A 19783-nucleotide genomic window follows, 5' to 3' on the forward strand; every position below is an offset into this window, starting at 1 on the left:
CCCCGAACCCGACCCCGATCCAGATCCCGCCGCGGAACCCGGACGCCCCGGACCCGCACCACGCCGACCGGACTGCACACGCCTGCGGGACATACCACCCTCTGCCTTCCCTCGAGAAACAACACGAACCGGGGCCCGCACACCACCACAGCGGTGCACGGACCCCGGTCATCAAGCAACCCCGGACGATCAGGCCGGGACGATGTTCTCCGCCTGCGGGCCCTTCTGGCCCTGCGTCACATCGAACGACACCCGCTGGCCCTCCAGCAGCTCACGGAAACCCTGCGACGCGATGTTCGAGTAGTGCGCGAACACGTCCGGACCGCCACCGTCCTGCTGAATGAAACCGAAACCCTTTTCAGAGTTGAACCACTTAACCGTGCCCTGCGCCATAACAACATCCTCCAAACAGGCAGAGGCCCCATCCGGAAGACGCCGGAAAACAAACAATGCGCCTGCAGGAGAAACATTCCCGTCAGGCGCACATAGCTTCATGGGTACCAAAACTGCAACACCCCGACCCTAACACACACCCCTCCCCGCACCCCAGCCACCACTGGTCAGCGGTGCGGGCCGGTGGACGGGTCCGGCTCCTCGGGCGTCCGCAGGGCGAGGAGCGCGACATCGTCATGGCCGGGCGGACGCACACGGTTCAGGAGCTGGTCCGGGTACGACGGCAGGGGACGGTGGGCGAGGGCCGCGGCATGGCGCCGCAGCTGCTTCATGCCCTCGTCGAGGGTGCGCCCCGGCGCCTCGATCAGACCGTCGGTGTACAGCAGCAGCGTGCACCCTCCCGGCAGGACGACCGTGGCGTCCCGCCGGGCGCTGCCGACGCCCGTGCCCAGCAGCATGCCGTGCCCCTCGGTGAGGTACTCGGCCAGGCCGTCGCGGGTGACCAGCAGGGGCGGGGGGTGCCCGGCGTTGGTCCAGGTCAGCTGCCAGCCGCCGGTTCCGGTACGGGACAGGCGGGCGAGGACGAGCGTGGCCATCGCGACGTCGGTGATCGGCATGATCGCCTCGTCAAGGCGCTGGACGACCCGGCTGGGCGGCTCGTCGTGCCCCCAGGCGTAGGCCCGGAGCATGTTGCGCAACTGGGCCATGCCCGCGGCGGCCTCCAGATCGTGGCCCACGACGTCCCCGATGACCAGGGCCGTGGCGTCGTCGGACAGCGTGAAGGCGTCGTACCAGTCACCGCCGACCTGCGACGCGTCCGGCGCGGGCAGGTAGCGGACGGTCATCTCCAGTCCGGGCACCCGTGGCATCTGCGGCAGCAGGTGGTTCTGCATCGTCTCGGCGACCTTGCGCTGACGCTGGTAGAGGCGGGCATTGTCGAGGGCCAGCCCCGCACGGCGGGCGATGTCCTCCACCAGGGTGAGATCAGCGGTGGTGAAATGACCGGCACGGGCGGACCGGCCCAGGGTCAGCGCTCCGAGCACCTCCCGCGTGCTGCGTATGGGCGCGATGGCCGCCGAATGGAAACCGGTGGCCTCGAACAGACGGCGCTGTTCGACGGCGATGCCCGAGTCCGGGGCACGCCGGTACGTCTCCGGACCGGCGAGCGTGGCGGCGACTCCCCGCAGCGCCCTGGACAACGGCATCGACGACCTCTCCGGAACCGGCGGCATCGGCCCCTGGAGGTCCTCGTGATGACGCAGGCGAACGCCATCGGCCTCCACGACCGCGGTGCGCCACACCTCGTCGCGCTCGGTGATGAGGTCGATGACCGCCCAGTCCGCCAGCCGCGGCAGCACGAGGGACACCAGCCGCCGCAGCGCCTCGTCCACGTCCAGCGTCGAGGTCAGCCGGGTCGTGGTCTCCGCGAGCAACGCCAGCCGCTCCAGCTCACCGAGTGACCCGCCCGCCCATTCGGCGACCGGCGGCGGACCGGGCACCGACTCGGGGTGGAAGACGACGAGGGTCCCCGCCTCTCCTTCCGCCAGCGTGTACGGAGTGATGACCCACGCCACCGACAGCAGCGAGCCGTCGGCCCGTGCGAAGAACTCCCCGCGGCCCTGTGCCGTGGTGCCCGCGTGGAAGGCCTGCCGCATGGTGCACCGCGAGGCCGGCAGCAGCTGCCCCTGCGGCCCGCGGTGCAGCGCGTCATGGGCGTCCTCGCCCTCCAGCTCCCCCGCCGGCCAGCCCAGCAGGCGCTCCGCCGCACTGTTCACCACCAGGACGCGTCCCTGCGCGTCCACCACGTAGGCGCCGGCCCCGATGGCCTCCACCCCGGCCTCAGCCATCACCGCATCGCCTCCCAGAACCAGCCACACCCGACACCGACCACGGCCGCGACCAGCCGCACGACCGGCGACCACACGCGCCACGCGGTGTCCCCCAAAGGACTACCCCGCTCGCGCGAACCCTACGGGCTGCCCGGCCGGGCCGCGGCCGCCGCATGGCTCACAGGCCCGCGGCCGCCTTCGCGCGCAGGTCGGCCCAGGCGCTGTCCACCAGGCCCGGCACGAGGAGCACGTCCGCCGCGGTGCAGGCCAGGGCCTCGGCGGCGGCGAGCATCGTCCGCCTGGCGCGGGGGCCGGCCGCAGCCGCCGCGAACTCGGGAGTGTGGTCGGAGGCGTCGGAGTCCAGGATGGCCACGAACGGATGGATGGCGGGCACAGCGGTGCTGACGTTGCCGATGTCGGACGAGCCGAGGTAGACGCCGGGTGCCGGGTCCCCGACGGTGATGCCGGCCCGTCGCAGGTGCCGGGCGAAGGCACCGGAGAGCACCGCGTTGTCGCGGAAGTGCTCGTAGCGGACCGACGCCTGTCCGGCCTCCGCGCGCGTTCCGGTGGCCAGGGCGGTGCCCTCGGCGCACCGGGTGAGCTCGGTGATCAGGGCGTCCAGGTCGTCACCGGTCGCGCCGCGCAGACCGAAGCGTCCCTCCGCGTACTCGGGCACGATGTTCGTCGCCTTGCCGCCCTCGGTGATGATGCCCTGGACGTGGGAGCCCTCGGGCAGCCTGCGCTGGAGCCCGTCCAGGGCGGTGAACAGCCGGATGAGGGCGGCCAGCGCGTCACGCCCCTCGGTCGGGTCGCCGGTGGGGTGCGCGGCCCGGCCGTGGAAGGCCACGCGGTACTGCACCTGGGCGGTGAGCGGCGCCGACGACCAGCTGTACACGCCCGGGTGGGACATCAGGGCCGCGTCCACCCCCTCGAAGACGCCCGCCTCGACCTCCTCGACCTTGCCCACCGCCGCCCTCCTCGGCCGGAGTCCCGACGACCAGCAGTGTCCCGTCGATGCCGGGCAGGGCGCGGTGCAGGGCCAGTGCGGCACCGAGGCCGGCGCCGGCGATGAGGTTGTGCCCGCAGGCGTGGCCGAGGCCGGGCAGCGCGTCGTACTCCAGCAGCAGGGCGGCCCGGGGGCCCGCGCCGTTGCCGACCTTGGCGGTGAAGGCGGTGGGCATGCCGGCCACGCCCCGCTCCACCGTGAAGCCGTCGGCCTCCGGCTCCCCGGTGAGCAGGCCGGCGGAGCGGTGTTCCTCGAAGGCCGTCTCCGGGTGCGCGTGCAGGTCGAGCGCGACGCGCCAGAGCCGCTCGGCGAGGCCGGCCGTCTCCCGGCCGATGGCGGTGTGCACGGTGTCGATGGTGGCGGGCATCAGGAGGCTCCAGGGACGAGTGGCCTGTGGCCCTCCGGGTGGCCGCGATCGCGTGTGGGTATGCGAGAACGGACGGTGATCGCCAAAATGGGGCCCGGACCACCGGCGCGGGGCGTCCGCCGCCCCGGGGCACGGCGTACCGCGGAACGTCCGTACGCCGCCTGGGCACCCCCGCGCACCGAGCCCGCCGCCGCACCGCCGCCCTGCCCCGGGGAGAGAGCCCCACCCCACCGGGCGGTAACCTCGCCGCGGCGTGCCGGGGCCCGGCACGCCGGCTGAACTGCATGCGTTCGGGGGATTACGTGAGTCAGGTGCTTTACGGCGAGCGGTCGCGGAATCCGCTCGCGCGCACTGTGGAGCTGACTGGGGCCGGTCTGCGCCGGGGCAGGGTGACCACGCCACTGGGCGAGCTGAACCTCGCGGCCATGGCGGAGGCGTTCCAGCGCGGCTGCTGGCTCGGTGGCGGTGGTACGGAACGCCCGCTGGAGCGGCTGGGGGACGGCGCCGGTGTCGTACCGGTGACGCGCGTCACCGGGACCGCCACGCCGGTGCGGGTGCGCCGGGCCGGTGAGTTCGCCCACCGGCTGGGCGAGTTGGCGGTACGGCAGTGCGGTGGGCCGGACGGGGTGGCGGCGCTGGCGCAGCGGGCGCGGGCCGAGGGGGTGCCGCTGTGGCTGGCGCGGCGGATCGCGCCGGGGCCCGCCGGGCCGGTCACCGTCGCCGTGGACCGGCGTCTGGTGCGTGTGGACGTGTGGGGGCCGCACGCTCCCGTCGTACGGGTCCGGGCGCCGCACGGCTTCCGCCCCGACTCCGCGGACCCGGCAAAGGGTCTGTACGTGACCGTCGGCGACGTTCCGGCGCAGCTCGCGCTCACGAAGAAGCTGCGCAAGTCGAGGAGTTCGGTGGAGGTGCGGCTGGCCGAGCGGCACTGGGTGCTGCGGCGGGAGGACCCGACGCGTTCGTGGCTGCTGCGCGACGAACAGCGCGTCGCCCTGCTCACGCGGCCCTCGCGTCGGCCCGGGGCGGAGCCGGGGACGGTCCTGGCGCCGCTGGCCGCGGTGCGGCACGAGAGCGTGGACCCGCTGGACGCCGTCATGGCGCAGGTCTTCGCCGTCGCCTTCGGGCTCGGGGACACGACGGGCCTGGCGCGGTTCCGGGCACCGGTGCGCCGGCTGCGGGACACTGAGCCGGTCGCCGGCGACGACGACTGGGGCCTGCCCTGGTTCAGCAATCTGGGCAGGGGCGGCGACGACAACGAGCCCGGCGGCGGGGACGGTTGGGGCTCCGACGGAGGGGACGGCGGCGACTCGGGCGGGAGCGACGGCGGGGACGGCGGCGGGGACTAGCGGCCGTTCGCAGTGCGGCACCGGCACCCGTACGTGAGCGGGACCGGCAGCTCCTGCCGCGATGGCACTCTCCCGCACACGCCCATCAGCTCAGGCAGGATCGCGCCGGGTCCTGCCCCCTCCTTGACGCGGGCGCTCACCGTGAGACCGGGCACGTGGCCGGACCCACGGTGAGCGCGCCGCAGTTGTCAGGGCCGGGAGGCCGGCCGGACGCTGAGCAGTTCGGTCCGCAGCACGGGCGTGCCGTCGACAGGCGCCGGATCCTGCGCAGTCGGCTGGATACCGCCGGCAGCGATCTTGTCGAGCGTCTTCAGGCCGGCGGCGCCGACCGTGCCGAACACCGTGTAGTTGGGTCGCAGCGTGGAGTCTCCGTAGACGACGAAGAACTGCGAACCGTTCGTGTCCGGACCGGCGTTGGCCATCGCCAGCACACCGCGGCCGTAAAGACGGCGGGCGCCCGTGGGATCGCTCGGTACCGGTGGCAGGTCCACCGGCAACTCGTCCTTGTACTTGTACCCCGGCCCACCCTCACCGGTGCCCGTCGGGTCGCCGCACTGCAGGACCTTCAGCGTCGGGTACGCCGTCAGCCGATGGCACACCGTGCGGTCGTAGAACCGGTGCCGCGCCAGGTGCACGAAGCTCTGGACCGTGCACGGCGCCTTCGCCCGGTCCAGGCTCAGCGGGAGCGGGCCCTGGCTGGTGCGGACAGCCGTACCGAGCGTGCCGTGACCGGGGGTGTGCCGCGGGTCGGGCGGCAGGGGAACCCGCCGCGCCGCCGGGTCGTCCGGGGTCTGGGTGTACTGACAAGGACCGTGCGTGGTTCGCGGCGGGGCATCGGCGGCGGAGGCGGTGGTGCCACCCCCGGACACGACCAACGCCGCTGCCGCCATTGCGGTCATGAGAACTCGGTTCATCCTGCACACCCTCCAAAAGATCGCCAGGCTTCGGAGCCGTCGCAGTATAGAGCGCGGCCCGGCGGGCGAGAACCCGCCCGCGAGCCGCATCCGCCTCCCAGCTGCATCGACGGCACCGAAAGTCACTGGGGACACTGGTGTACTGGCGTGGAGGTAGTGAGCGCCGTTGCACCCGGACCTGCACCGGGCGGGGCGGCGGGCCGCCGGGCGGCACTCGGTGTGCCCCCGGAGTCCCACTGCCGCGTCGTCAAGGGCTCAGCGCCCGAGGCTCTCGGCGAAGAGTCTGGTCAGTGCGGTCGGGGCGGTGATGGCGGTGCCCACCACTACGCTCGTCGCGCCCGCTGCCAGCGCTTGGGCGGCCTGGGCCGGTGTCGCGATGCGGCCCTCGGCGATGACCGGGACGCCGACAGCGGCGGCGAGTTCGGCGATGAGCCCGAGGTCGGGCCCGCTCTGCCGGGGTGAGCCCGGCACGTATCCGGACAGGGTCGTCGCCACGAGGTCGGCGCCCTGTTCCGCGGCCCTGCGGCCCTCGTCGAGCGTCGAGACGTCGGCCATCACCAGCGCGCCGGCCGCGTGGACGGCGGTGACGAGTTCCGCGAAGGTGCTGCCGTCCGGACGCGCCCGCGCCGTGGCATCGGCCGCGACCACCGTGGCGCCCGCCTCCACCAGGGCCAGGGCGTGACGCACGCTCGGCGTGATGTAGACGCCGGTGTCACCGTCCTTCCACAGGCCGATCACCGGCAGGCCGACGGCGGCGACGGCGGCCCCGACGACCTCCGGGCCGTTGACCCGGACGGCCGCGGCACCGCCCGCCTCGGCGGACCGGGCCATGCGGACCAGGGTGTCGGTGTGGCGCATCGGGTCGCCCGGGGGTGCCTGGCAGGAGACGATCAGACGGCCGTCGAGGGCCTCGGCCAGTGGCCTGGTCGGGAGCGGGGTCATCGCTGGGCTCCAGTGGTGCGGGGGTGGTGCAGGGGCAGGGTCCGGGTGAGCGCGGCCGCTCCGAGGACCGCCGCGTCGGGTCCGCCGCGCGGCGGCACGGGACGCAGCGACCGCAGGGGGGCCAGGAGTTCGGCGGTGAAGGCCGCGCACAGGGCGTCCCAGTACAGTGCGCCGATGCCCGGCACACCACCGGCGACCACGACGCGGTGCGGGTCCAGTGCGTTGGCCAGGCCGCCCAGGGCACGCCCCGCCGCGCGGGCGCCCAGGGTGATGGCCGAGACGGCGTGCGCGTCGCCGTCTGCCGCGCGTTCGGCGACGGTCTGCAGGCGGTCGGCCGGGGCCCCGCCGAGCCGCGCGTAGAGCGCGGTGATGGCGGGGCCCGCCGCGATGGCCTCCAGGTGGCCCGAGGAGCCGCAGGTGCAGGGCAGCCCGGCCGCCTCGGGGCTGGGCAGATGGCCCAGGTGCCCGGCGACGCCCGCGGTGCCGTGCAGCATGGTTCCCGCGGCGGCGACAGCGCCTCCGATGCCGGTTCCGATGGCCGCGTAGATCAGCGTGCCGTCGTCGTCCAGGTCCACGAGTTCCGTCCCCGCGGCGGCGCGTACGTCGTTGTCGCAGGCCACGGGCAGTCCCGTGCGGGCGGCGAGGCCGGCGGCCAGGGCGGTGCCGGTCCAGCCGCGGATCGTGTCCGTCGCGCTGACGACGGTGCCGGTGGCAGGGTCGATCACACCGGCGGCGGCGACACCGATCGCGGCGGTGCCCGGCGTCCGCACCGTGCGGGCGGCCGAGGCCAGGGCGTCCAGCACCGCCTCGGCGCCCCGTGTCGCCGGGGTGGGCACGCTGTGCCGGGCCGAGACGGTACCGCCGGCCTCGACCAGGGCGGCGGCGATCTTCGTGCCGCCCAGGTCGAGACCGATCACCGGCGCGCCGGGCGTCCGCTCCGTCATCGGACCGGGAGCAGCCCGGCGGCACGCAGCCGGTGCTCGACCTGTGCGATCGCGGCGTCGCCGAGCGGGATCTGCGGGGCGGCGGTCGTGCCGCTCTCGAACACCCCGAGCAGCCGCAGTGCGTGTTTGAAGGCGCCCAGCGCGGAGGAGTTGCGGCCCATCTCGCTCTCCGCTCCCGCGTCGACCATGCCGAACAACTCGACGAGGCGCTCCTGCTCCTTCACGGCGCCGTCCAGGTCGCCGTCCCGCACGGCGTCGTAGAGGCGCACGTATCCGGCGGGGTCGACGTTGCCGAGACCCGGCACGACTCCGTCGGCGCCGGCCAGCAGGGCCGCGTCCACGGTCAGTTCGGAACCGGTGAGGATGCTGAACGAGGGGGCGGGGCCGTAGGCGCGGCCGTGGCGGCCGCCGAGTTCGACCAGGAGCCGGCGCAGCGAGCCCTCGTCCCCGCTGCTGTCCTTGAGGCCGGTCAGGGTGCCGTCCTCGGCGAGTTCGCGCACCAGGGCGGCGGAGAGCTTGGTGTGCACGGAGACCGGGAGGTCGTAGGCGTACAGGGGCAGGTCCGCACGCTCGCGGACGAGGCGGAAGTGGCGGGCGATCTCCCGGGGATGTGTCCGCGTGTAGAAGGGGGCGGTCGCCACCAGGGCGCCGGCGCCCTCCTTGCGGGCTGCATCGGCGTGTTCCAGTACGCGCGGGGTGGTCATGTCGATGACGCCGGCGAGTACCGGGACCCGGCCGGCGGCGGCCTCGATGACCGTCCGCAGGGCCACGGCGCGCTGCCGGTCGGTGAGGAAGGCGACCTCGCTGCTGGAGCCCAGGGCGAACAGTCCGTGCACTCCCCCGCCGATGAGGTGTTCCACGAGCCGGGTGAGCGAGGCGGTGTCTACCTCGCCCGACGCATCCAGAGGGGTGCAGACGGGCGGCACGACGCCGCGCAGGGGTTGGGACGAGGACATGGTGTCTCCTGGGCTGTGCTGGTGGTGGTACGGGGGCGGGCCGCCGACCGGGCGGCGGCCCGGGTCCGGCTACGGCGTGACGGTGAGCGTCGTGCCGCCGTAGGAGTGCTGGGTGCCGCGGACCTCGTAGGCCGCGGTCGTCGCCACGGCGCCCGCGGTGGCGCTCGCGGGCACGGTGACGGGGATCTTCATGTTCGCGCCCTGGCCCGGGTCGAGCGCGGGCACGGTCACCGCGGGGGCGCTCCAGCCGGTCGGCAGCGTGAGGGAGACGGTGCCGGAGGGGAGGCCGACGTCGTTCTGGCTGACGACGCGGACGGTGACCTCGGTGGTCCTTCCCGCGGGCAGCGCGGCGGGCGGCGTGACGGTGACCGGCGCGCAGACCCCGCCGAGCCACTTGAGGTCGAAGGAGGAGTAGGTGATGTGCTGGTAGTCGGCGCGCTCCCACAGCAGCCCCACCCGGGGGTTCGAGCCGGTGCCGTCGCCGAGCGGTGTGAGCGTCGAGTAGGCGGCGGAGCCGGCTTCGACGGTCTTGCGCACCGGCCAGTTCTGACCGTTGTCGCAGGACAGCCGGACGGTGAGGTCGCTGCGGCTGTTGGTGGTCGCCGTGTTGCTGAACATCAGCCAGGAGGCGCGCGGGTGCGTGGCGTCCACGTCCGGTGCGAAGCGGGCGAGGGAGCCGTTGTTGCCGGGGTCGGGGAGTTCGGTGTCCTGTTGGAAGGGGGTGTAGGTGACACCGCCGTCGCTGGAGTAGGCCACCTTGCGGTACGGGGCGGAGCGGGTGTTGAGCATGACCCGGCCGTCGGAGAGTTCGACGGTCTTGTTCTCGTCGCCGCCGGGTCCGACCGGGGTGCCCGTCCTCCAGGTGGCGCCGTGGTCGTCGCTGTAGGCGCTGACGGCGTAGTTGGCGCCGTTGGAGCGGATCGCGTACTGCTGGATCAGCTGGCCCTTGTGGGCGCCGCGGCGCAGTTGGATGCCTTCGCCGGAGGCGGCGAAGATGCCGCCCCAGGCGGGATTCTTGATCTGGGCGGTGATCCGCGCGCTCTTCCAGGAGAGGCCGTCGTCGTCGGAGTAGCTGTAGTCCGTCTGGAGGATGTCGGGATCGCTCTCGTCGTTGCCGGTCCCCGAGCCGGGGAAGCCCTGGTTCACGGAGGCCGCGTAGAAGAGGAAGATCCGTCCGGTCTCCCGGTCGACGAGGAGGCTCGGGTCGCCGTAGCCGGTGGGCGCGGCGTCCTTGCGCACGACCTGCTGGGCCTGCCAGGTGGTCCCGCCGTCGGTGCTGCGCCTGAGGACCACGCCGATGTTGCCCGGCAGGTCGCCGAGGGTCGGGCGGGCGTCGTAGGCGGCCAGCAGGGTTCCCTTGCCGGTTCTGGTCAGCGCGGGGATGCGGTAGTAGGGGGAGCCGGTTCCCGCGGTGGCGAGGTCCTGCGAGACGAGGGTGCCGGTCGCGGCCGTGGTGGCGCCCGTGTCGGCCGCGCGGGCGGCGGGGACGGTGGCGGCCAGGACGGCGAAGGTCGTGGCGAGGGTGGCAAGAGGGACTCTGCGCTGCATGGATCAACCTCTTCTCAGGTGGAGGATCAGGCGGGCCGGGGCGTGTACAGGGGGGAGTCGCGGGGGCCGGCGAGCAGCTCCCGCGCCCAGGCGAGCTGTTCGCGCCGGTGGTGGCCGCCGCCGCCCTCGTGGCCGTTGAACTGGTAGACCCGCAGGTCCTTGGGGCCGCCGTAGCGGTGGTAGGCGGCGAAGCACGTCGAGGGCGGGCAGACGTCGTCCATCAGGGCGATGGAGAAGAACGCCGGTGCGGTGGCGCGTGCGGCGAGGACCGCGGCGTCGATGTAGGACAAGGTGCCGAACACCGTCTCGGTGCGGTCGCGGTGCAGGCTCAGGTACTCCGCGATCTCGGTGTAGGGGGGTGCGCCGGCGACGGTCGCCCCGCGCCGGATGTCGCACAGGAACGGCGCGTCGGGCATCACCCCGGCCAGGCCCGGAGTCAGCGCGGCGACCGCCAGTGTGATGCCGCCGCCCTGGCTGTGTCCGGTCACGACGACCCGGTCCGGGTCGACGGCCGGGTGCGCGCGGGCCGCCTCCACGAAGAGGACGGCGTCGGTGAAAACCCGCCGGTAGTAGTGGTCGTGGGGGTTCTCGATCCCGCGGGTGAGGAACCCGGGCACGGTGCCGGACAGTGCGGCCGTGTCGGGGGTGTCCCCGCCGGCCGTGGACCAGCCCTGGCCGCGGGTGTCCATGATGAAGTGCGCGTGTCCGGCGTTGGCCCAGAGCACCTGCTCGTGCGGCAGGCCCCGGCCGCGTCCGTAGCCGAGGAACTCCACCACGCAGCCGAGCGGACCGTCCGCCGTGGCGGGCAGGTGCAGCCAGCCGCTGACGGGTTCGCCCCCGAAGCCCGGGACGGTCACGTCGTAGGTCTTCACCTGGGTCAGGCCGGTGTCGACCGGTGTGAAGGCCGGTGGGCCCGCGAGGGCCCGGGCCTGACGCAGAGTCTCGTCCCAGAAGGCGTCGAGGTCGGCGGGTTCGGCGAGGTCGGGTCGCAGCGCCAGGCATTGGGCGAGCGTGAGGTCCGTCAGTGGCATGTGGAGGCCCCGATGGGTGAGGCGTGCGCGTGGCACAGAACGAGGTGGGAGCGGAGGGAGACCGTCGGCGCCCCTCCGGGCAAGGACAGAAGACGTCAGACGTCTGTCGTCCAGGGACGATAAAGACGCCGGGTGGCGGCCGTCAAGTGCCCTGTCCGGTCCGGGGATTGCGCGCGCGAGGCCGGCACGGCATGCGAAAGCGGCGAAGGCCGTCCGTCAGGGCCTTCGCCGCGGCGCGGTGAAGCGAGGTGTCAGCGGTGGCTGCGAGCCTCCGCGATGCGCTGTCGCACCGGCGCGTAGTGCTCGGTCAGCGCCGCCGCGAACTCCGCCGGGTCCCGGTCCCGGACGGCGTTCACGATGCGCTGGTGGTTGGCGATGGTGGCGGCCTCGTGTTCGTGCGTGAAGACGTCGAGGTGCGGGGCGACGATGACGTAGACGTCCCAGAACGCCGTGGACAGCTGGCCGATGAGGTCGTTGCCCAGCGGCTCCAGCAGGAGGGTGTGGAAGGCTCGGTCCGCCTCCACGAGCCCCTTGCCCCGGCCGCCGCCGGCCTTGCGCATCTCGCCGACGAGTTCGGCGAGACGGTCGATCTGTCGCGCGTCCAGCGAGGTGACCAGCCGGTCGGCCATGCCCCGCTCGAACAGCTCGCGCACCTCGATCAGGTCGGACATCACCTGGAAGTCGTCGTCGGGACTGAGCAGACCGCGGAAGGTCAGACTCTCCACCAGGGCGGACAGGCTCAGCCTGCCCACGTAGGTACCGCGCCCGTGCCGCACGTCGACGATGTCGAGAGCGGCAAGGATCCTGATCGCCTCGCGCACACTGGAGCGGCTCGCCCCCAGAGCCTCGCACAGCTCGGGCTCGGTGGGCAGCGGATCCCCCGGACGCAGCTCATTGCGCAGGATGTAGGTCTTGATTCCGTCCACGACCTCCTGCCGCAACGGCTGCCGTGCAGCCTTGGACTGCGCCGTCCCCCACCCGACCACCTCTTGACCCCTTTCGATCACCGGACTACGTTCCCACCTTACCAAGCATCAGACATCAGACGTCTTATGCCCATGCGGGGCGTTGAACTCGCTCGTCTCCTCCCTGCTCCACCACTCTCCCGTTCTCCCGCCTGGAGGAACCCTTGCCCGCGCACAGCGCAGCCGGCGTCGACCGCCGCGCATTCATGAGATACACCAGCGCCATCGGCGTGGCCACCGCGGTGACCGCGGGCCTCACGGCCTGCGGAGGTCCCGCGTCCAGCGGGGGTGGCGCCGGGGCGTCGGGCGGCGACACGATCGACGCCGGCGTGTCCTATCCTCTCTCCACGGGATTCGACCCGATGATCACCTCGGGCGCCACCCCGTACGCCGCCAACATGCACATCTTCGAGGGCCTGGTGGACCTCGACCCGACCACCCTCGTGGCGCGGCCCGCACTGGCCACCGGGATGCCCACGAGGATCAACGCGACCACCTACCGGGCCACGCTCCGCAAGGGCGCGACCTTCCACGACGGTTCGCCGGTCACCGCGCAGGACGTCGTCTTCAGCTTCGAGCGCGTCCTCGACGAGAAGAACGCCTCGCTGATGGCGCAGTTCGTTCCGTTCATCGACAAGGTCGCCGCGCTCGACCGGTCGACGGTCGAGTTCAAGCTGAAGTATCCGTTCCCGCTCTTCCCCTCCCGCATATCCGTGGTGCGCGTGGTCCCGAAGAAGATCGTCGAGGCCGACCCCAAGGCGTTCGACGCCAAGCCCGTCGGCTCGGGCCCGTACCGCTTCGTCTCGGCGGTCCGCGAGGACAAGATCGTCATGGCGGCCCACGACAAGTACAACGGCCCCCACCCCGCCAAGGCCAGGAAGATGGTCTGGCACCTGATCTCCGACCCGTCCGCCCGGGTCAGCGCGCTGCAGTCGGGCCGTGTGCAGGCCATCGAGGACGTTCCCTACATCGACGTCAAGGGCCTCACCGGCAAGAACAAGGTCGAGTCCGTCCAGTCCTTCGGGCTGCTCTTCCTGATGTTCAACTGCAAGGACAAGCGCTTCGCGGACAAGCGGGTGCGCCAGGCCCTGCACTACGCCCTCGACACCGACAAGATCATCTCCACCGCGCTGCTGGGCAACGCGTCGGCCGCCACCGGCTACGTGCCGGCCACGCACCCGGACTACCACAAGGCCGCCACCGTCTACGGCCACGACCCCGCCAAGGCGAAGAAGCTGCTGGCCGACGCGGGTGTGGGCAGGCTCTCCTTCACCCTGATGCTCACGGACAACGGCTGGGTCAAGGACATCGCGCCGCTGATCAAGGAGAGCTGGGCCGCGGTCGGCGTCGACGCCAAGCTCGACATCCAGCAGTCCGCCGCCCAGTACGCCAAGATCGACAAGGGTGACTTCGACGCCCTGGCCGCGCCGGGCGACCCGTCCGTCTTCGGCAACGACGCCGACCTGCTGCTGCGCTGGTTCTACTACGGCTTCTGGCCGGAGAAGCGCTACGGGTGGGCCGGTACCCCGGCGTACAAGCAGCTCAAGTCGCTGCTCGACCAGGCCTCGGCACAGACCGACGAAGGCAGGCGCAAGGAGCTGTGGGGCAAGGTCACCGATCTCGTCGCCGACGAGGCGGCCCTGTACCCGCTGCTGCACCGGAAGCTGCCCACCGCCTGGCAGGAGGGCGCGCTGACGGGGTTCAAGCCGCTGCCCACCACCGGGCTGTCCTTCATCGACGTCGGCCGCGCCTGATCCCCGCACACCAGGCCGTCGGGCCGTCGCTCCGGTTCCCCTGAGCGACGGCCCCCGTCCCGATCTCTAGGAACCTCAAGATGGTTGCATTTCTCCGGCTCGCGCTGCGCCGCGTCGCGATGATGCCGGTGATGGTTCTCGGCATCACGCTGCTGGTCTTCGTGGTCCTCCAGTTCTCGCCGACCGACCCCGCGTACAACGCCCTCGGCGACTCGGCGAGCCCCGAGGCGCGGGCGGCGTTCGCCCAGGCACACGGGCTCGACGACCCCCTGCCCGTACGCTACTTCGCCTTCCTGGGCGACCTGCTGCACCTGGACCTCGGCGTGACCATGTCGCCGAGCCAGCCCGTCACGGACCGGATCGCCACCGCCTTCCCGCTCACGCTGCAACTGACCCTGCTCGGCCTGGCGCTGGCCATCGTGCTCGCGCTGGTCCTCGGCGTCACCAGCGCCGTCCACCGGGACCGCTGGCCGGACCAGGTCTTCCGGGTCCTGTCGATGGCCGGCATCGCCCTGCCCTCCTTCTGGCTCGGCGTGCTGCTCATCCAGCAGTTCGCGCTGAACATGCCGCTCTTCCCCACCGGCGGTTACGTCAACCCGGCCGACTCCCTCTCCGGATGGCTCAAGAGCCTGACGCTGCCCGCGCTGTCCCTCGCCCTGCCCGTCGCCTCGTCGCTGGCGCGCCTCATCCGCACCTCGATGGTCACCGAACTCGACCGGGACTACGTGCGCACCGCACGGGGAAGCGGCCTTCCGCCGTTCCTGATCATCCGGTCCGTGCTGCGCAACGCCCTGGTCACCCCGCTGACGGTGCTCGGCGTCAAGGTCGGCTACATGCTCAGCGGCGCCGTCGTCATCGAGGCGATCTTCGACCTGCCCGGCATGGGCAAGCTGATCCTCGAAGGGGTCACCGGGGGCGACGTCGGTCTGGTCCAGGGCACCGTGCTCACCATCGCGGTCGCCTTCCTCCTGGTCAACGTCATCGTCGACCTGCTCTACCTGCTCGTCAACCCGCGCATCAGGACGGTGTGATGTTCGCCCCACGTTCCCTCGCCGAGCGGCTGGCCCCCGGTGCCCGCCTGCGCCGGCTGCGCATGCCGTCACGGATCGCCCTCGCGGTCCTCCTCGTCGTCGTCCTGGGCGCGGTCCTCGCCCCGCTGCTCACCCAGGACCCGCTCACCACCGGCACGCCCGCCCAGGCGCCGGGCGCCGGCCACTGGTTCGGCACCGACCGGGCCGGCCGCGACATCTTCGCCCGGGTCGTGCACGGTGCGCGCTACTCCCTCACCATCGGGTTCGGCGCCACCCTGCTCGCCGTGCTGATCGGCTCGTTCCTCGGCGCGCTGGCCGCCACCTCGCGCAGGTTCGCCGACGAGGCCGTGATGCGCATGCTCGACATCATGATGTCGTTCCCGCCGATCGCCCTGGCGGCCGTCCTCGTCGCCGTGTTCGGGCCCAGCGTCCCGGTCATCATCTCCACCATCGCCTTCGTCTACGCGCCCTCGCTCGCCCGCGTCGTGCGGGCCAACGTGCTCTCGCAGTACGGCGAGGACTACGTCGCCGCGGAACACGTCATCGGCGCCCGGCGCGGCTACATCGTGGTGAAGCACGTCGCCGTCAACTGCGCCGCGCCCGTGCTGGTGTTCGCGACCGTCATGGTCGCCGACTCCATCATCTTCGAGGCCAGCCTGTCCTTCATCGGCGCCGGCGTCCAGGACCCGGACCCGAGCTGGGGCAGCGTCCTCGCCTACGGCCGCCAGCTCCTGCTGTCCGGAGGCTGGTGGGCCACCCTGTTCCCGGGCCTGTGCCTGCTGATCACCGTGCTGGCCCTCAACGTCCTCTCCGAGGGCATGACCGACGCCTCCGCGACCCCGGACACGTCCCGCACCGGCGGTTCCGGCGGCGACGACGGCCCGGCGGTCCGGCCGGCCGCCGACCAGGCCGAGGTGGACGCCGCGCTCGCCGAACTGGCCGGCCGGCTCGCGGTCATGGAGCCCGCCGTCGCGCCGCTGCCCGACGACGCGGCCGAACTGCTCGTCGTACGCGATCTGTCGATCCGTTTCCCCGACCGCTACGGCGACACCCGCGTCGTCGACGGCATCTCCTTCACCGTCCGCGAGGGCGAAACCCTCGGCCTGGTCGGCGAGTCGGGCTGCGGCAAGTCGATCACCAGCCTCGCCGTCATGGGCCTGCTCGCCCGCAACGCCGAGGCGGACGGTGAGATCCTCTACCGCGGCCAGGACCTGCTGAAGCTGTCGGCGAAGGAACGTCGCGAGCTCATGGGGCCGGAGATCGCGATGGTCTACCAGGACGCCATGTCGTCGCTGAACCCGTCCGTGCTGATCGGCACCCAGCTCAAGTGGCTCACCTCCCGCGGCGGCACCCGCACCCCCGCGGAACTGCTGGAGCTGGTCGGCCTCTCCCCCGAGCGCACCCTGCGCAGCTACCCGCACGAGCTCTCCGGCGGCCAGCGCCAGCGCGTGCTCATCGCCATGGCGCTCTCCCGCAGCCCGCGGCTGCTCATCGCCGACGAGCCGACGACCGCGCTGGACGTCACCGTGCAGGCGCAGGTGGTCGAGCTGCTGGCCGGGCTGCGCGACGAACTCGGCTTCGCGATGGTGCTCGTCTCCCACGACCTGGCCCTGGTCGGCGACCTCGCGCACCGGGTCGCGGTGATGTACGCCGGCCAGGTCACCGAGGTCGGGGCCACCCGGTCCCTGCTGACCGACCCCGCGCACCACTACACCCGCGGGCTGCTCGGCTCGGTCGTCTCCCTGGAGGCGGGTGCCGAACGGCTGCACCAGATCCGCGGTGTCGTCCCCGCGCCCAGGGCCTTCGGCTCCGGGTGCCGGTTCGCCTCCCGCTGCACCGCCGCCACCGAGCTGTGCGCCACCACCCCGCCTCCGCCCGGCGAACGGGCCGGCGCGCGGGACCACCTGCTCGCCTGCCACCACCCGGCGCCCGCGGCCCGGTCGGCCATGCCGCTGGAGGGCACCCGATGACCGCTCCGAAGGACACCGCCATGGACCCTCTCATCCGGCTCGACGGCATCCACGTACGGCACAAGGCCCGCAGCGGCGGCCTGCTGCGCCGGGACACGGTCCAGGCCCTGACCGACGCCTCCCTGGAGGTCCGGCGCGGCGAGATCCTCGGCCTGGTCGGCGAGTCGGGCTGCGGCAAGTCCACGCTGGCCCGCGTGGTCACCGGGCTGCAACGCCCCACACAGGGCCGGGTGTTCTTTCAGGGCGAGGACCTGTGGCAGATGAGCGGCGCCGACCGGCGGTCGCGGTTCGGTCCCGCCGTAGGGGTGGTCTTCCAGGACCCTTCCACCGCGCTGAATCCGCGGCTGTCCGTACGGCGCATCCTGCGCGACCCGCTGGACGTCCATCAGCGTGGTTCCCGCGCCGCGCGTGAGCAGCGCGTGGAGCAACTGCTCGATCTGGTCGGCCTGCCCGGCCACACGTTGGAGGCGCTGCCCGGTCAGCTCTCCGGCGGCCAGCGCCAGCGGGTGGCCATCGCCCGGGCCCTGGCCCTGGAACCGGAGCTGATCGTCGCCGACGAGCCCACCAGCGCCCTGGACGTGTCCGTGCGTGCCCAGATCCTCAACCTGCTGGTGGACCTGCGCGCCCGGCTCGGCCTGGGCATGGTGTTCATCTCGCACGACGTGCAGACGGTGCGCTACCTGGCGGACCGCGTCGCGGTGCTCTACCTCGGGCGGGTCGTCGAGGAGGGCCGGGCCGCCGACGTCTGCGGCGCGTCCCGGCATCCGTACACCGAGGCGCTGCTCTCGGCGACGCCGAGCCTGCTCGAACGTCCGGAGAGGATCGTTCTGCACGGGCCGGTGCCGTCGGCGACCAACCCTCCGACCGGATGCCCGTTCCGCACCCGCTGCTGGAAGGCGGACGACGCCTGCGCCACCGCCTTCCCGGCGGCGACCGGCGGCGCCGAGGGACACCGCTGGCACTGTGTGCATCCGCAGCCTGCCGCGGGGCGTGCCACATCCCTTTCGTCGGCGTCCGCCGTCGGCGACGGCATCTGACGGCGGGCCGGCGTCCGGGGCGCGGATGGTTGCGCCCGGGGCGCGGCGGTGGCTGCTTCCGGGTACCGCACAGGCACGCCGTCCTCGCGGTCGGCTCCACCGTCCTCCGGGCTCCCTGACACGCCGCCGGAGCCCGTCGGGCGGCGGCCGTACCGGGCTGGGCTGGGCCGGGACGACGCCTCCGCCTCCCGTGTCGAGGCAGCGGGGGTCCGGCTGAAGCGGCTGATGGAACGGGGATGGCTGGTGGGCGGGTTCATGTTGCCCGGGCCGGAGCGGGACGCCGCCGGCGCCGGGCGACCGGACCGCGGCTCATGAGCACGGTCGTCGACGGCACCCGGGTGCCCTCCGCCGGCGACGCGGGCGCCCGTGTCCGCCCCCGCCCTGTTCGGCCTGCCCGCCCTCGCTGTGGCCCGTACCGCGGGCGGGCCGGGCGCGGTCCGCCGGTCTGCGGCGTCACCGTGCCGTCGTACGGGCGGCCGCGAGGATCGAGCGGAGCCTGTCGGCGGGCAGCGCGTGCGCGACGAAACCGCCACGCCCGACCATGGTGCGTGCGGCCAGGATCGCGTTCAGGACCGCTTCCTCGGTCGCGTCCACGACCGCGGCGAACAATTCGCTGATCCGGCGGTTGGGCAGCATCCGGATCGCGATCTCCGGAACGCCGGACGTGCCGTAGGCGCCCGCCAGGCCGGAATTGCCGGTGGCGAACGCCAGGAAGATGTCCCCGCTCCAGTGCTCCCCCACGCCCCCGAGCCGGCCGACACCGAGAGCGGCCCGCTGTGCCAGGCGCCGGCACTGGGTGGGAAGCAGCGGGGCGTCGGTCGCGACCACGCCGATGATGCTGCCGGACCCGTCGGGAAGCCGCCCGGGGCCGGCAGCCGCGCCAGGCACTCCCGGAAGCGGGATGTCCGCGGTCTGCGGTCCGATCGGGACCCCGTCGACGCTGAAGCGGTCCCGTGTGCCGTGATTGGCCTGAACCAGGACGCCGACCGTGTAGGCGCCTTCGCCGTCGTCGACGACGCGGGAGGCGGTGCCGATGCCTCCCTTGAAGCCGTGGGCGATCATGCCGGTGCCCCCTCCGACGTTCCCCTCCTCGACGCACCCGCCCGCGGCCGCTTCGATCGCGTCCACGAGATCCTGCGCGGTGACGCACTGTCCGTTGACGTCGTTGAGTCGGCCGTCCCAGGTCTCCCCGACCACCGGGAGCGCCCAGTACTCCTCATCCGGGCCGCGCCGCGCGGTCTGGTGGGCCACCAGGGCGTCACGGACGACACCGACGCTGTGCGTATTGGTGAGGGCGATCGGTGTCTCCAGCAACCCGCCCTCGCCGATCCACTCCAGCCCGGTGAACTCGCCGTTCCCGTTCAGGGTGTGCGACCCGGCGAACACCGGATCCCGCCACATCGCAGGCCCTGGCCTAGGCACGACGACGGTGACACCGGTCCGCACGCTGTCGCCCCGGACCAGGGTCTTGTGCCCCACGCGCACTCCAGGCACGTCGGTGATGGCGTTGCGGTCCCCGCTGGGACCCCATCCGGCCCCGATCCCCAAGTCCCTGGCTCGCGTCATGCCAGGATGCTAGGCGTGCCCGGCCGGCATGCCAACGGACCGGAGCGTCCGCGTCCCCGGCCCCGTGGCCAAGGAGCATCGACACGGCACGAGCCGTCCTGACCCCGGACCGGTACGCCGGCATCGAGGTGCACACCTGGCAGTTCGGCGGGCGCCCGTCCTGACCGAGGTCGTCCACCGACAT

The 19783-nt window shown here is 72.9% G+C and carries 17 protein-coding genes and 1 pseudogene; 6 read left to right on the forward strand and 12 right to left on the reverse strand.

The window, feature by feature from the left end:
- Positions 1-189: 189 nt before the first annotated feature.
- The 4 genes from ACZ4K2_RS02705 to ACZ4K2_RS02720 all read right to left on the reverse strand — a co-directional run bounded on the left by ACZ4K2_RS02705 (position 190) and on the right by ACZ4K2_RS02720 (position 3595).
- Entirely contained in the window at positions 190-393 is a 204-nt protein-coding gene (locus tag ACZ4K2_RS02705) for a cold-shock protein (RefSeq protein ID WP_467479269.1), read from the reverse strand.
- 167 nt (positions 394-560) lie between these two features.
- Positions 561-2240 (reverse strand): PP2C family protein-serine/threonine phosphatase, encoded by a 1680-nt coding sequence (locus ACZ4K2_RS02710; RefSeq protein WP_467469745.1) that lies wholly within the window; start codon positions 2238-2240, stop codon positions 561-563.
- 160 nt (positions 2241-2400) lie between these two features.
- The gene (locus tag ACZ4K2_RS02715; protein WP_467470462.1) at positions 2401-3132 is read right to left on the reverse strand and encodes a peptidase dimerization domain-containing protein; all 732 of its coding nucleotides are present in this window, start codon (positions 3130-3132) and stop codon (positions 2401-2403) included.
- Positions 3014-3595, reverse strand: coding sequence for a hypothetical protein (locus ACZ4K2_RS02720; RefSeq protein WP_467469747.1), 582 nt, complete (start codon positions 3593-3595; stop codon positions 3014-3016). The genes ACZ4K2_RS02715 and ACZ4K2_RS02720 overlap by 119 nt, the downstream gene beginning before the upstream one ends.
- A 302-nt stretch (positions 3596-3897) precedes the next feature.
- Between ACZ4K2_RS02720 and ACZ4K2_RS02725 the strand changes: the two genes are divergently transcribed.
- Positions 3898-4941, forward strand: coding sequence for a hypothetical protein (locus ACZ4K2_RS02725; RefSeq protein ID WP_467469749.1), 1044 nt, complete (start codon positions 3898-3900; stop codon positions 4939-4941).
- Between the two features lie 188 nt (positions 4942-5129).
- Here ACZ4K2_RS02725 and ACZ4K2_RS02730 read toward each other — a convergent pair whose 3' ends face one another.
- The 7 genes from ACZ4K2_RS02730 to ACZ4K2_RS02760 all read right to left on the reverse strand — a co-directional run bounded on the left by ACZ4K2_RS02730 (position 5130) and on the right by ACZ4K2_RS02760 (position 12202).
- Positions 5130-5699, reverse strand: coding sequence for a peptidylprolyl isomerase (locus ACZ4K2_RS02730; protein ID WP_467769944.1), 570 nt, complete (start codon positions 5697-5699; stop codon positions 5130-5132).
- A gap of 411 nt (positions 5700-6110) precedes the next feature.
- Positions 6111-6797: an N-acetylmannosamine-6-phosphate 2-epimerase gene (locus tag ACZ4K2_RS02735; protein WP_467469753.1), complete on the reverse strand. Its 687-nt coding sequence runs from the start codon at positions 6795-6797 to the stop codon at positions 6111-6113.
- Positions 6794-7741, reverse strand: coding sequence for an ROK family protein (locus tag ACZ4K2_RS02740; protein ID WP_467469755.1), 948 nt, complete (start codon positions 7739-7741; stop codon positions 6794-6796). The genes ACZ4K2_RS02735 and ACZ4K2_RS02740 overlap by 4 nt, the downstream gene beginning before the upstream one ends.
- On the reverse strand, positions 7738-8697 hold the full coding sequence (locus ACZ4K2_RS02745; protein ID WP_467469757.1) for a dihydrodipicolinate synthase family protein: 960 nt from the start codon (positions 8695-8697) through the stop codon (positions 7738-7740). Before ACZ4K2_RS02745 ends, ACZ4K2_RS02740 begins: the two co-directional genes overlap by 4 nt.
- 69 nt (positions 8698-8766) lie before the next feature.
- Positions 8767-10245: an exo-alpha-sialidase gene (locus ACZ4K2_RS02750; protein ID WP_467469759.1), complete on the reverse strand. Its 1479-nt coding sequence runs from the start codon at positions 10243-10245 to the stop codon at positions 8767-8769.
- Positions 10246-10271: 26 nt separating this feature from the next.
- Complete coding sequence (locus ACZ4K2_RS02755) at positions 10272-11276, reverse strand: acetylxylan esterase (RefSeq protein ID WP_467469761.1); 1005 nt, start codon at positions 11274-11276, stop codon at positions 10272-10274.
- A gap of 251 nt (positions 11277-11527) precedes the next feature.
- Positions 11528-12202 (reverse strand): FadR/GntR family transcriptional regulator, encoded by a 675-nt coding sequence (locus ACZ4K2_RS02760; RefSeq protein WP_467469762.1) that lies wholly within the window; start codon positions 12200-12202, stop codon positions 11528-11530.
- A 245-nt stretch (positions 12203-12447) separates the two neighbouring features.
- Between ACZ4K2_RS02760 and ACZ4K2_RS02765 the strand changes: the two genes are divergently transcribed.
- The 4 genes from ACZ4K2_RS02765 to ACZ4K2_RS02780 all read left to right on the forward strand — a co-directional run bounded on the left by ACZ4K2_RS02765 (position 12448) and on the right by ACZ4K2_RS02780 (position 18033).
- A complete protein-coding gene (locus ACZ4K2_RS02765) occupies positions 12448-13995 on the forward strand; it encodes an ABC transporter substrate-binding protein (RefSeq protein WP_467469764.1) in 1548 nt (515 codons plus the stop codon).
- Between the two features lie 80 nt (positions 13996-14075).
- Positions 14076-15026, forward strand: coding sequence for an ABC transporter permease (locus ACZ4K2_RS02770; RefSeq protein ID WP_467469766.1), 951 nt, complete (start codon positions 14076-14078; stop codon positions 15024-15026).
- Positions 15026-16996, forward strand: coding sequence for a dipeptide/oligopeptide/nickel ABC transporter permease/ATP-binding protein (locus ACZ4K2_RS02775; RefSeq protein WP_467469768.1), 1971 nt, complete (start codon positions 15026-15028; stop codon positions 16994-16996). The genes ACZ4K2_RS02770 and ACZ4K2_RS02775 overlap by 1 nt, the downstream gene beginning before the upstream one ends.
- Positions 16993-18033 (forward strand): oligopeptide/dipeptide ABC transporter ATP-binding protein, encoded by a 1041-nt coding sequence (locus ACZ4K2_RS02780; protein ID WP_467469770.1) that lies wholly within the window; start codon positions 16993-16995, stop codon positions 18031-18033. The genes ACZ4K2_RS02775 and ACZ4K2_RS02780 overlap by 4 nt, the downstream gene beginning before the upstream one ends.
- A 453-nt stretch (positions 18034-18486) precedes the next feature.
- Here ACZ4K2_RS02780 and ACZ4K2_RS02785 read toward each other — a convergent pair whose 3' ends face one another.
- Positions 18487-19599, reverse strand: coding sequence for a DmpA family aminopeptidase (locus ACZ4K2_RS02785; protein WP_467469772.1), 1113 nt, complete (start codon positions 19597-19599; stop codon positions 18487-18489).
- Between the two features lie 80 nt (positions 19600-19679).
- Here ACZ4K2_RS02785 and ACZ4K2_RS02790 point away from each other — a divergent pair.
- Positions 19680-19763 (forward strand): annotated as a pseudogene (locus ACZ4K2_RS02790) (YciI family protein); the annotation flags it as partial.
- Between the last annotated feature and the right edge of the window lie 20 nt (positions 19764-19783).

Source organism: Streptomyces sp. NPDC025833 (genome assembly GCF_055558055.1).

Coding starts and splice junctions, on each gene's coding strand:
- ACZ4K2_RS02765 (WP_467469764.1), top strand. CDS start 12,448: ATGAGATACACCAGCGCCATCGGCGTGGCCACCGCGGTGACCGCGGGC.
- ACZ4K2_RS02750 (WP_467469759.1), bottom strand. CDS start 10,245: ATGCAGCGCAGAGTCCCTCTTGCCACCCTCGCCACGACCTTCGCCGTC.
- ACZ4K2_RS02745 (WP_467469757.1), bottom strand. CDS start 8,697: ATGTCCTCGTCCCAACCCCTGCGCGGCGTCGTGCCGCCCGTCTGCACC.
- ACZ4K2_RS02755 (WP_467469761.1), bottom strand. CDS start 11,276: ATGCCACTGACGGACCTCACGCTCGCCCAATGCCTGGCGCTGCGACCC.
- ACZ4K2_RS02740 (WP_467469755.1), bottom strand. CDS start 7,741: ATGACGGAGCGGACGCCCGGCGCGCCGGTGATCGGTCTCGACCTGGGC.
- ACZ4K2_RS02705 (WP_467479269.1), bottom strand. CDS start 393: ATGGCGCAGGGCACGGTTAAGTGGTTCAACTCTGAAAAGGGTTTCGGT.
- ACZ4K2_RS02735 (WP_467469753.1), bottom strand. CDS start 6,797: ATGACCCCGCTCCCGACCAGGCCACTGGCCGAGGCCCTCGACGGCCGT.
- ACZ4K2_RS02775 (WP_467469768.1), top strand. CDS start 15,026: ATGTTCGCCCCACGTTCCCTCGCCGAGCGGCTGGCCCCCGGTGCCCGC.
- ACZ4K2_RS02720 (WP_467469747.1), bottom strand. CDS start 3,595: ATGCCCGCCACCATCGACACCGTGCACACCGCCATCGGCCGGGAGACG.
- ACZ4K2_RS02710 (WP_467469745.1), bottom strand. CDS start 2,240: ATGGCTGAGGCCGGGGTGGAGGCCATCGGGGCCGGCGCCTACGTGGTG.
- ACZ4K2_RS02715 (WP_467470462.1), bottom strand. CDS start 3,132: ATGTCCCACCCGGGCGTGTACAGCTGGTCGTCGGCGCCGCTCACCGCC.
- ACZ4K2_RS02780 (WP_467469770.1), top strand. CDS start 16,993: ATGACCGCTCCGAAGGACACCGCCATGGACCCTCTCATCCGGCTCGAC.
- ACZ4K2_RS02770 (WP_467469766.1), top strand. CDS start 14,076: ATGGTTGCATTTCTCCGGCTCGCGCTGCGCCGCGTCGCGATGATGCCG.
- ACZ4K2_RS02785 (WP_467469772.1), bottom strand. CDS start 19,599: ATGACGCGAGCCAGGGACTTGGGGATCGGGGCCGGATGGGGTCCCAGC.